10 protein-coding genes are annotated in these 11,548 nt (G+C 52.2%); all 10 read left to right on the top strand.

Features of this window, described 5'->3' with window-relative positions:
• Positions 1-29: 29 nt before the first annotated feature.
• The 10 genes from DL346_RS23285 to DL346_RS23240 all read left to right on the top strand — a co-directional run bounded on the left by DL346_RS23285 (position 30) and on the right by DL346_RS23240 (position 11,509).
• Complete coding sequence (locus tag DL346_RS23285; RefSeq protein WP_112884792.1) at positions 30-1,007, top strand: nitroreductase family protein; 978 nt, start codon at positions 30-32, stop codon at positions 1,005-1,007.
• Positions 1,008-1,109: 102 nt separating this feature from the next.
• A complete protein-coding gene (locus DL346_RS23280) occupies positions 1,110-1,403 on the top strand; it encodes a Dabb family protein (protein ID WP_112884791.1) in 294 nt (97 codons plus the stop codon).
• A gap of 57 nt (positions 1,404-1,460) precedes the next feature.
• Entirely contained in the window at positions 1,461-2,441 is a 981-nt protein-coding gene (locus DL346_RS23275; RefSeq protein ID WP_112884790.1) for a stalk domain-containing protein, read from the top strand.
• 206 nt (positions 2,442-2,647) lie between these two features.
• Entirely contained in the window at positions 2,648-4,018 is a 1,371-nt protein-coding gene (locus DL346_RS23270) for a UDP-glucose dehydrogenase family protein (RefSeq protein ID WP_240633380.1), read from the top strand.
• Positions 3,999-5,045 (top strand): SDR family NAD(P)-dependent oxidoreductase, encoded by a 1,047-nt coding sequence (locus tag DL346_RS23265; RefSeq protein ID WP_240633402.1) that lies wholly within the window; start codon positions 3,999-4,001, stop codon positions 5,043-5,045. Before DL346_RS23270 ends, DL346_RS23265 begins: the two co-directional genes overlap by 20 nt.
• Positions 5,046-5,180: 135 nt before the next feature.
• Positions 5,181-6,161: a lysylphosphatidylglycerol synthase transmembrane domain-containing protein gene (locus tag DL346_RS23260; RefSeq protein WP_165822638.1), complete on the top strand. Its 981-nt coding sequence runs from the start codon at positions 5,181-5,183 to the stop codon at positions 6,159-6,161.
• Positions 6,158-7,636: an alkaline phosphatase family protein gene (locus tag DL346_RS23255; RefSeq protein ID WP_112884787.1), complete on the top strand. Its 1,479-nt coding sequence runs from the start codon at positions 6,158-6,160 to the stop codon at positions 7,634-7,636. The genes DL346_RS23260 and DL346_RS23255 overlap by 4 nt, the downstream gene beginning before the upstream one ends.
• Before the next feature lie 27 nt (positions 7,637-7,663).
• The gene (locus DL346_RS23250; protein ID WP_112884786.1) at positions 7,664-8,434 is read left to right on the top strand and encodes a glycosyltransferase family 2 protein; all 771 of its coding nucleotides are present in this window, start codon (positions 7,664-7,666) and stop codon (positions 8,432-8,434) included.
• A 117-nt stretch (positions 8,435-8,551) separates the two neighbouring features.
• On the top strand, positions 8,552-10,216 hold the full coding sequence (locus DL346_RS23245) for a glycosyltransferase family 39 protein (protein ID WP_165822637.1): 1,665 nt from the start codon (positions 8,552-8,554) through the stop codon (positions 10,214-10,216).
• A 132-nt stretch (positions 10,217-10,348) separates the two neighbouring features.
• Complete coding sequence (locus DL346_RS23240; RefSeq protein ID WP_112884784.1) at positions 10,349-11,509, top strand: hypothetical protein; 1,161 nt, start codon at positions 10,349-10,351, stop codon at positions 11,507-11,509.
• Positions 11,510-11,548 lie beyond the last annotated feature (39 nt).

Here is an 11,548-nt window from a genome sequence, read left to right as displayed (position 1 = left end):
TGAATTGTGATTATATGGAGGGTTAAATAGTGATATCTTTTTTAAAGAAAAGACTTAGACCTATAAAGATAATATATACACTAATAATGAACTATTATTATGACTTTAGCAGATATTATCGGTATACATCTAGAACTAATTATCAAAAAAATCTTGAAGCAAATATAATAAAACATTATCATGTGTTGGAAAAAGGATTATCAATGCCGGTAGTAAAACAGGGATTTGGAGTAGATGTTGCGACTTCTTTAATCTCCCTTTGTGAGAGATATATAGAGAATGGTTACTCCTTAGAAAGTAAACAATTTTTATCGGCTTTAAGTGTACTTGAAAAATATATCAACTATAATTCAAAATATTATGATCTCACTGACATGAAAAAAGGTTATGGAAAAATTACAAGGGAGCTAGTAGTAAATAAAAATCAGACAGAGGGAGGATTTAAATACTTAACGAAGGACGAAATCATCAAATCAGCAAATAGTGGATTTATGGAATTTTCAGCATGTAGATATTCCGTTAGAAATTATACAGATGAGGAAGTTGACATTAACCTTTTAAAGGAAGCGATTAAAGTTGCCCAGAAGACTCCTTCGGCCTGCAACAGACAATCATCAAAAGTATATGTCGTTTGTGACAAGAATTTAATTAATAAGGTACTAGGATTTCAAAATGGGAATAGGGGATTTGGTCACCTAGCAAATAAATTACTAATTGTAACAAATGATTTGAGGGTATTTGAAGGGGTACATGAGAGAAATCAATCTTTCATTGATGGTGGAATGTTCGCAATGTCTCTCTTATACGGTTTGCATTACAATGGTCTCGGAGCATGTCCCCTTAATTGGAGCACTACTACTGAAGTAGATCGGAAATTTAAAAAAGCTGTTGGGATAAATGATTCTGAAAATATTATGATGATGATTAGTGTAGGTCATCTTCAAGATTCGTTTAAAGTTGCGGTTTCCAAAAGAAGGGATATCGAAGAGGTTCTAAGCTTTATGTAATTAAATAATAAATAATATCTAATATAAATGTATAATTATAGCCAATTCATACTGCAATTAATACTGAAAATACGTCATTTTATTTGAAAAGAGAAAACTTTTATGATTGAACATGTTGTAATTATCAAATTTAAAGAAAATACTTCGAGTGAACATTTACATGAGGTTTGTAGCCGATTTAAATTATTAAAAGGCCGGATTCCAGGATTGGTTGATGTACGAGCGGGGATTAATTTTACAGATAAAAACCAGGGTTATCAGATCTTGCTAACGGCTCAATTCGAAAATCGGGCGGCCCTTGAATCATATGGACCTCATCCGGACCATCGAGCTGTAGCAGATTTTATTCGTGAAGCAGGCCGCATAGATAGTATTGTACTTGATATTGAAATATAGCATAATGACAAATCTGAGCATGTTTATCTTGATGAATCTAATTGAGAGGTGTATCGATTGTATTTACAAAAATCTAAACTAATGCTGTCACTAACTCTATTGAGTGCACTTATTTTCACTATCCATTCCATCGTCGCAGCGGCACCATCTGCTGCCGTGAAAGTCAAGACAAGCTCCTTTAACATGGTCTTTGACGGCAAGAGGCTCTTGCTGCCGGACGGTCAATATGTGTTTGCCGTAAAGGGAACATCATACGTGCCACTTCGCTTCGTATCGTATGCGTTACAAAAAAGCGTGTATTGGGATGCGAAGACACTTAAAGTAACAGTATCAAATCCATCGAAGCAAGAAGCTGTCGTTTTGAAAGATTATCTTACTAATCTCATCGCATATGGCAATCAAGCGTCGGCTAAGGGTGGAGTAACCATACAGCTTACGCCAAAAGCTGTTAAGTTTGTTGTGAATGGCAAGGCAAAGGCGCTGTCTAATGGACAGGCTGGCTACATCGTAAATGGTACTCTGTATGTACCGGTTCGCTTCTTATCCGAGGCGGTTGGAACAGCCATTCAGTGGGATGCGGTGAAGAAGCAAGTATCCGCAGAGTCGGCCGCATACCAGGCAGAGCAAGGCAAGCCGGGGACAGGCGCGGGTAACGGAAATACAGGCGGGTCTAATGGTGGTTCGAACGGCGGATCTAACGGTGGTGGAGGTGGCGGCGTCATTACGAAGCCTTCCTATGAGTCCATTACGGCTAATGCTGAGTCGAGGCTAACCGCATTGCAGAACAGCTGTCAATCGGCATTGATGGATATCGGGATCCAATATATCAGCACGGATGATGCGAAATTGAAAGAAACGTTGAAGAACAAAGGCTATGCTCAGCTTGACGCGTGCACAGCGAAGTTCAACACCATCGTGAGCGAGACCGAGACGCAGCTGAAGTCGAACGGCTACAGCACCGACATTATCGCGGAATATCGCAAAGAGTTTAATGAACAAGTTGAGGCCGGACGAGAAATTATGAAAGGCATGGCTTAATCGGTTCGTATTTACTGTACAAACAAGGCTCCCCTATCTAGGGGAGCCTTGTTTGTGTTATTGCAGAGCTAATTCGTTGGAAGTCTATGGCATGACATCGGTATAGCCGTTTACGCATTTTCAATATGCTGGTTAATTCATTGGAATAGATGCAAGGAGCAGGCTTTGATATAATCGAGGAGAACCTTAAGCAAAGGGGCCTTTTTATGTATAAAATAGCAGTGGCGGGAACCGGTTCTGTTGGCTTGGTTGCAGGTGTATGTTTAGCCCAGGTCGGCCATCAAGTGGTGTGCGTTGATGTTGATGAAACTAAAATCAATCAGCTGAAGGCCGGTATTTCGCCCATTTATGAGGCCCAACTTGAAGAACTGCTAAGGGAGAATATTGCGGCAGGTAAAATGGAGTTTACTATTGATTACCGCTCCGCCTATAAGAATGCGGATGTCATCTTTATCGGCGTGGGTACGCCTGAGTTGCCAAACGGCTCTGCGGATCTTACCAACATAACAACCGTAGCAAGCCAAATTGCCGAGTCCGTACAGCAAGATTGCCTCGTCGTCGTGAAATCGACTGTACCTGTAGGGACTAACGATCGAGTAGAAGAACTGATTTGGAACGGCTTGGTGCATAAGGTGAGGGTCGAGGTTGCATCGAACCCTGAATTTCTGGCCCAAGGAACGGCTGTGCGGGATACGCTTCATGCCGAACGCACCATCATCGGGACTGAGAGCAAATGGGCGGAGGAACGGCTGATGGAGATATATAAGCCTTTTCAGCTGCCGATGGTGTCCGTTTCACGAAGATCAGCTGAAATGATTAAGTATGCCTCAAATGACTTCCTTGCCTTGAAAATATCGTATATGAACGAAATTGCAAATCTGTGTGAACGGGTTGGCGCGGATATAGAAGATGTAGCCAAAGGGATGAGCTTCGACAGCCGGATAGGCGGCAAGTTTCTTCGAGCGGGGATCGGATACGGGGGATCTTGCTTCCCGAAGGATACGAAAGCGCTGGCGTATATGGCAAGGCAGCATGAGTATGAACTGCGAACCGTTACAGCCGCAATTGAAGTGAATAATGAGCAGAAAACGGTGCTGGTTCGTAAGGCCATTGAAAGACTAGGCGGTTTCAGCGGGTTAAAGGTGGCGGTGCTGGGACTTACGTTTAAACCGGAAACCGACGATGTGCGGGAAGCGGCTTCACTCGTGAATATCCCTTTACTCCTAGAGCAAGGTGCAAACGTTTATGCATATGATCCGGTTGGAGTTGACAATTTCTCTAAATGGTATCCGCAGGGAAATAAGCAGACTGGGAGCATCACGTATGTGTCAGATGCGATGAAAGCCATTGATGAAGCGCACGTATGCTTTATTTTGACGGAGTGGAAGGCCATTCAAGAGATTAAACCTGAGGCTTATAAAAGAAGAATGAATACGCCGTTGGTGTATGACGGAAGAAATCTCTACTCGGTTCACGAGATGGAGCAGGTCGGTGTTGAGTATCACTCCATTGGCAGAAGATCAACTGGCAGAGCAAGCTCGAAGGAGACAGAAACCATTGAAGTCCAAACCGATTGACCCTAGTAAAAGCTATCTGATTACCGGTTCCGCAGGGTTTATCGGATACTACCTATGCAAGAAGCTGCTCGAACAGGGCTGCAGGGTCATTGGGATCGATAATCTAAATGATTATTATGATGTCAATCTGAAGCATGCTCGGTTGAAGCAACTACAAGCATATGAGTCTTTCGGGTTCATTAAGGCCGATATTTCGGATAAAACGGCGCTTATGGGTATCTTTGACGAATACAGACCCGATATCGTGGTAAACTTAGCCGCTCAAGCGGGGGTTCGGTACTCCTTAGAAAATCCCGATGTCTACATGGAGAGCAATGTGATGGGATTTTTCAATATTCTCGAAGCATGCCGCCGCCATCCCGTAGAGCATCTCGTGTACGCCTCCTCTAGCTCTGTATATGGAGAGAATCAGAAGGTGCCGTTTGAAGAAAACGATCGGGTTGACCACCCGGTATCGCTTTACGCGTCAACCAAAAGGACGAATGAACTAATGGCTTTTACGTATAGCCATTTGTACAAGATCCCAGCTACAGGGCTGCGGTTTTTTACGGTGTACGGCCCGATGGGGCGTCCAGATATGGCTTACTTCTCGTTTGCCGATAAGTTTTTTGCAGGCGAGCCGATAAAGATTTATAACAACGGCGATATAGAAAAGGATCTATATCGTGATTTCACTTACATAGATGACATTATTGATGCGGTGGAACGTTTACTGCAGAATGCGCCGAGCGATAATGATGTCCCAAACCGGATCTACAACATTGGCAACAGCAGACCGGAGAAGCTGATGGTATTTATTGAAACATTAGAGAAAGCGCTAAGCAGGGCAGCCGGAAGAAACATTGCGTTTCAGAAAGTGTTTGAGCCACTAAAGCCGGAAGATGTGCCGGTCACGTATGCAGCGACAACGCTTCTGGAGCAGGCAGTCGGATTTAAGCCGAAGACTTCAATTGAAGAAGGTTTGCAAAGATTTGCAGAGTGGTACGTAGAGTACTACGGCAAGAGCAGCTCCCAGCCTTTACTATGAAGGCTGGGGGCTCTTTTTTTCCAATTCGAAGGGGATTGAATTGACGAGCCTTGGCATGCCGACTATACTAAATGATAATGATAACGGTTCTCAACTATAATGATAGAAACGTGTGGACAGATGGCGGGAGTGCGTATGAAGAAAGCGGGAATTGCCGGCGGCGGCTTGTTGATGGCAGCCGTGTTTGTTTGGCTCTCGATGCGGTGGTTTCGGGGGCGCGAGATTGGCGCAGCATTCGGGGAGCTGGTGCATTCGCCGTGGTGGATCTTGATGATGACGGTTTTCTATGGTCTATCGTTTTGGATGAAGGCAGTCGCTTGGCGCCGGTATGTAGCTCGTGAGAAGGAAGATCGGCTGAGCGGTTACGTCTACCCTTTGTTCGTGAGCCTGCTGGTCAATCATGTGCTGCCCATAAAGCTAGGCGATTTGGCACGCACAGGTATGCTCGTGCGGATGACACGGATGGGCTGGGAGGATGCGCTTCACTCGGTGGCCATTATGCGGTTGCTGGATATGGTTTCACTTTTGCTAATCGGTTCTATTGGCGCAACCCTGCTTGGATTATCGGTCTCGGTTTCTCCTTGGATTCAGGTTGCACTAGGGCTTGGAGCGGCAGGGGGACTGTTGGCGGTTTCTATGTACATACGTCGAATGAAGACTGAAGGGGGCAAGGCGAACCCGCTCATTGCGGTTATACAGCGGCATGGGGAACGGCTGTCGACGACGATCGGCTCGCGCAGGGGAGTGGGTATCGCTGTGCTGACGTTGGGGAGCTGGGTGTTGGAAGGGGCTGTCGTATTCGGCGTCGTACATGTGCTGCATCTAGATGTAAACTGGCTTCAAGCGGTTTGGGCGAATAGCATGACGATTGCGGGTCAGCTGTTCCATATTACGCCGGGCGGCATTGGTACGTATGAGATGACTTTGACTGCTTCACTTGGCGTGCTGGGCGTCGCGGGCGTGGATGGCTACACGGTTGCGCTGCTGTCGCATGGATATAAGTTCGTATTTGCTTACGCGTTTGGTGCGGTATCGCTCGTTCTGGCGGCGGTAACGCTGGCGGAGCTCAAAGAATGGGTTGGTTTGAGGAAGATAGGGAGGAAAAACACGGAATGAAGAAAGCGTCTGGTTTTGAAATCATAGCGGCGCGCTGCTGGAATTTATTGAACGAGGGGAAGCCGTTTACGCCGATTTTCACGATTGGCGTCTATGCGCTCTACCATATGAATGCTTGGGGAGACGGGAGCTTCTGGCTGCATTTCGGGCTTGGCCTGCTGGCGGCGTTTCCGCTGTTTGCGCTCTATTTCTATTATGATTTTCCGCTGTTTCTGCGCAATTATTTATGGCTTCCGGTCGTGGCTGCGCTCGTGCTGTGGCGCGATGCGCATTTGGAACTTGGGCTGTATGCGACTGCAATCGGGTTGTTCTTGTTCTTCACGATCTATTTCTGGGGCACGTTCTACTACCATCTTCGCATTGGGACTTCGTGGTGGAATTTTAAGCGGTTTTGGAAGCTAGTGCTCAAAAATAGCGACTCGACGAGCGGCAACGCCCAGGAACAGCTGCCGAAGTTTCTGCTGCTGTTGTTCGTGATCGATACGGCCGGGCCTTACCTGGCGGATGGCGCCGCGGCACGGGGGGATTTTACATGGAGCAGCTATGTAGGGTTCGTCGTCGGTGTAGCCTTGTATGCGTATATTCTTCATCGGAATTTGTTTGATTGGAAGCCGAAAGAGATCGAAGGTTATACGGTACCTGTTGAAAAGCCTGAGCAGGCGAGCAGCGGCAAGGTGTTCGTGCTGGTCGTTGACGGCATGCGCAAGGACCGGTTCGAGGAGGCGAATGTGCCTTTTCTGAAAAAATGGCGGGCGGAAGGCACGGAATATACGCAGATGGAGACGGTTTATCCGGCACGGACGGTGGTCTGCTTCTCGTCCATGTTCACGGGCACGTACCCGAGGGAGCACGGCATTACGTCGAATATGGTGTGGAAGCTCGGCATTAAAGTCGAGTCGATTTTCGACAGCCTCCGCAAAGTTGGCAAACGTGGCCGGTTGCTGGGCATTGCCCATCTGATCGATTCCATGGGAGACGATGTGGAGAGCGTCACGGCCGTCATGCACAACGACAAGGCGGACCGAAACATTATGGAGCGCGCGAAGCTGATCATGGCGGAGCAAAATCCGGACTTGCTCGTCGTCCAGTTTATTGCGACCGACCAAACCGGGCACAGCATGGGCGCGTTGTATGACGAGTACCGCCAGAAAATAGAAGAGGCGGACGCGCTCATTGCGGAGTTTGTGACTTGGCTTCAGGAGCAGGGTCATGCTGAAAATGCAACGTTCATCGTGTGCGCCGACCACGGGCAAGCAGACGGCATTGGCGGGCACGGTCACTTGGATGAAGGCGAACGGTTTGTGCCTTTCTTCATGTATGGGCCGAACGTGCGGGGCGGCGTGAAGGTGGAAGCGAAGCATTCGCTCGTCTCGGTTGCGCCGACGCTCAGCTATTTGCTCGGGGCTCCGTTGCCGAGCCACAGCCGCGGGCCTGTGCTTACGGAAGCATTCGGCAAGGAGAAGGCCGAAGGATAAATATAGGGTAGAAAGAAGCGAAGCAGCATGGATAAGAAGAAGCTGGTAGTATTCCTTCCGGCGCATAACGAAGAACTGAATATCGGCAAAGTCATCTCGCGTGTGCCGCGCCATATGCACCCGGATTGGCTGGTGGAAGTGCTGGTCATCGACGACGGCTCCGCGGATGCGACGGTGCAGGAAGCTCGAGCCGCGGGTGCGGACCATGTCGTCTCGTTTCCGCGCAACCGGGGGCTGGGCGCCGCGGTCCGCGAGGGGCTCGCTTCTTGCGTGCGCCTCGGGGCGGACATCGGGCTCATGATCGATGCGGACAATGAGTATCCGGCGGAGGAAATTCCGAACGTGGTGGCTCCGATCATGGAAGGACGCGCGGACTATACGATGGGCTCGCGTTTTAAAGGCGTCGTCCGCGGCATGAAGCTGCACCGCAGAATCGGCAATTTTTGCTTTACGCTGCTGCAGACGTTGCTGTTAAGACGGTTTATTTGGGATGGTCAGTCCGGCATGCGCGGCTTCTCGCGGGAGGCGATGGAGCGGGCGGAGATCATCCATGATTACAACTATGCCCAGGTGCTGACGCTGAATTTGGTGCGGAAGGGCTTTGTCATGGAAGAGGTTCCGATTACGTACCAAGTGCGCGTACACGGGGAGTCGTTCATCACGTTCCGCAAATACGTGGGTAACGTACTTCCTGCGGTTTGGAAGGAGATGCGTCGGCCTGTAGGAAACAGTCAGCGGGCGGGACGGAAGCCGGCGCGCAAGGTGGCGCTGGAGCCCGGGACGAATTTGCATAAGTAACAGGAGCGGCGAATCGGCGAAAAAAGGCATGCTTCCGCATGCCGTTCGGCATGGACGATTGGAGAAGGTTAGGTGCGGTGAGCTATGCGGGGAAGTGTGAATTCTCGGAAGAAGAGGTTGAGAGATCGAGCAAAGTCGGTGGCCGCGCCGGCTTTTCTTTGTGCTGCGGTCGTCGTGTGGGCGCTCGTCAGCTTCATGCACAGAAGCCCTTTTGTGGCGAGCTGGGACGAGGTGGATTTTGTCCTGGCGCTGGATCGGTTTGATTTGCTTGCGATGCAGCCTCATTTCCCGGGCTATCCCTATTTCGTCATGGGCGCAATGGCCGCAGCACGCTTCGTGAGCAATCCACCGCAAGCGTACGCGTCTTTTAACATTGTGCTGATGGCGCTCGCGACCATTCCGATTTGGCTGCTGGCAAGGCGGCGGCTATCGCCGGTGTGGTCGGCGCTTGCCGTGCTGCTCGCGCTTACGGCGCCTTATCTCTGGCTGCAAACGGTTCGGCCGATGTCGGAGGCGGCTGGAATCGCGATGCTGTGGTGGTTTCTATGGAGCTGGTGGCGGGCGATGGAGCGGCGGACGTTGGGACGGATCCTAGCGGCGCTGTTTCTGTTCGGCATCGTCATGGGCATCCGGCTGTCTTTTGCGCCGTTTGGTCTGGCCTTGGTCTGGCTGCTCGTCTTGAGCGGCATGGACTGGCGGCGGCAGGGGAAGCGGCTTTGGCCGCGGATCTTACTGTTTGGCTGCGCTGCGGCGGCCTTCCAGCTGCTGTGGGTGGCCGGGCTGGCGCTCAGCGAAGGCGGCCTGAGCGGCTTCGCGAAGCTGGCCGCCGCGTTTACGGCGGGCCACTTCAGCGAGTGGGGCGGCGGGGTGACGTCCGCCGCCGAGCTCTCCTTCGCGGAGCGCGTGCTGCGCTTCGCGGGCGACAACGTGCTGTGGACCGGCATGTTCGCCCGGTCCACGGCACTCCTCGCCACGGCGGCGGCGCTGCTCCTCGCCGCCGTGCTCGCCGCCGGCGCCGCGCGCTCGCCACGCGGCAGCGCTCGCGCGGGCTCGCGCCTGGCTCGGGCGGCGGCATGGCTATGCCGCCCGTCGCTGCCGCGAGCGCTAGCCGCGCTCGCAGGCGCCTACGGCGCCTGGGCGCTGCTGGCGCAAAACATCGACAAGCCGCGCCACATGACGCCCCTGATCGGCGTCATGTGGCTGCTGCTGTCGATGCTCTGCGCGGCAGCGCCCCAAGCCGCACCGGCACACCTCGGTGCGGCATCGGACGCTTCGCCGGCGCAGCCCGGCTCCGCGCCGGAGCGGCGCGGCGCGCGCATGCGCCGCGCGCTGCCGGCCGCGGGCGCCCTGCTGGCCGCAGGCATGGTCGCGCTGCAGGCGGCCGTGGGCGGCGCGCTCATTGCCCGGCAGGCCAGCGAGCTGCCGGCCGTCTACCAGCTCGAGCAAGGGCTGCGCGAGCTAGCCAAGGCGAAGCCCGAGGAGCGGTTCGTCGTCTACACGTGGGAGGAGACGCGCGTGCTGCAATACTTGCATTCGCCGGTGACGAACCGCCGTATCGAGACCTACGGCTATTTTCTTTCGGATGTGCAGGCGGATCCCTCGGCGACGATTTTGCTGACCGACCATGTGCTGCGAGGCTTCGAGGCGCAGGTCGGTCCGCTGCGGGAGCAAGTACAGCCGGTGGCGCGTTATCGGAGCGACGGGCGGTTCGAGCCCGTATACAACGATATCACGCTATATAAATGGATCGGCGAACCCAAAGGAGCGACCCCGAAAACATAGGGGAAACTTCTTTGTTTTTTATGCAATAAAATGTATTGACACCTCAATTGAAAATGATTATCATTGTTATCGTGCCCCGGTAAAAGGGTATTTTTACAAGATATAACGATTGACGGAAGGTGATAGGCAATCATGCGTAAGATGTTCATGAAGACCGCCATGCTGGTCGTTGCGATATTCTTGGTTCTGGCACCGACAAGCGCCTGGGCGTATTCGTATGGCGACGCCAATACGGAGGACGTGGCCGAAACGTTCAAGGTAGTCGCGGCCGCGCTCAGCAAGTCTTCTCCGGATTGGAAAACGGCGGAGGCGGCACATAAGGAAAGACGCGAAGAAATCGCGGCGCATTTCGGCGAGTCCGTCGCCAAGACGCTGGACTCGAACATCAAGGCCCGTCAAGCGAAAGAGACGATCGCGAACTATAAGGCGCTGCTCGTCATGAACCTGGACCGCCGGTTCGAGAACACGCTGAAGGATGTCAGCGATTATACCAATGCGAAGATGCTGCTTGCCAAGGCGCGCGCGACTTTCGTGGTATTGTCGCCCTATGCGGAAGCGAAGCTTTCGGCAGCCAAGATTCAAAGCTTAAACGCCGATTTCGATACGGCGCTCGAAGCGATCGGCAATCCGGGACTGTTCGGCGTCGGCCAGAAGGATGCCGATGAGAAAGCGTTGAAGGACGCCGTGAACCGGATTTACGGCAGTTTGAAGCCGCTGTTTCCGTACACAGTCTACAAGGCACCGGCTAAGCCGGCAGCCGGAGGCGGTACGAGTTCAGATAAAGGCACGACCGCAAAACCGCCGACAACGGCAGGGACGGGCAATACCGATAAAGGCACGGCGTCAAAGCCGGCCGCATCGGATGCCAAGCCGAGCACGCCTGCGAAGGATGCGGAGAAGGAGCAGCAAGACGATAAGGCGGTTCAAACCGCGCCTGATGCCGCTCCGCCAGCCGATGCTCCCGACGCGGCAGCCGGTGATGCAGCAGCTGACGAGGGCGCGACGGATGCAGCAGCGGACGACACGGCCGCAGAGGAACCGGCCGCGGATCAACCGGCTGACGCCGCATCGACCGACGATCAAGCCGTAGCGGACAATGCAGCTGCAGACGATACGGCGGCGGAAGGCGAAGTCGCTTCGGCCGAGCCGGACACGATCGACGGCACGAAGGAGCATGCCGCCATGGCGCGCACCGACAAAACCAATCCGGCCGTTACCGTCGGCGTAATCGGAGGCGTTGCCGTAGTCGGGGCTGGAGCCGTATGGCTGGCAAGGCGGAAAGGCTTTTTCTAAGCAGGAAGCAGTAAGATCATTTTTCAAGCAGCAGCAATC

The sequence above is a fragment of the Paenibacillus montanisoli genome, from assembly GCF_003268025.1.
Classification (GTDB): Bacteria; Bacillota; Bacilli; order Paenibacillales; family Paenibacillaceae; genus Paenibacillus_Z; species Paenibacillus_Z montanisoli.
The sequence above is the reverse complement of the archived record's forward strand: the minus strand, read 5'-3'. Positions and strand labels throughout refer to the sequence as shown.

Coding starts and splice junctions, on each gene's coding strand:
- DL346_RS23280 (WP_112884791.1), top strand. CDS start 1,110: ATGATTGAACATGTTGTAATTATCAAATTTAAAGAAAATACTTCGAGT.
- DL346_RS23270 (WP_240633380.1), top strand. CDS start 2,648: ATGTATAAAATAGCAGTGGCGGGAACCGGTTCTGTTGGCTTGGTTGCA.
- DL346_RS23260 (WP_165822638.1), top strand. CDS start 5,181: ATGAAGAAAGCGGGAATTGCCGGCGGCGGCTTGTTGATGGCAGCCGTG.
- DL346_RS23255 (WP_112884787.1), top strand. CDS start 6,158: ATGAAGAAAGCGTCTGGTTTTGAAATCATAGCGGCGCGCTGCTGGAAT.
- DL346_RS23250 (WP_112884786.1), top strand. CDS start 7,664: ATGGATAAGAAGAAGCTGGTAGTATTCCTTCCGGCGCATAACGAAGAA.
- DL346_RS23240 (WP_112884784.1), top strand. CDS start 10,349: ATGCGTAAGATGTTCATGAAGACCGCCATGCTGGTCGTTGCGATATTC.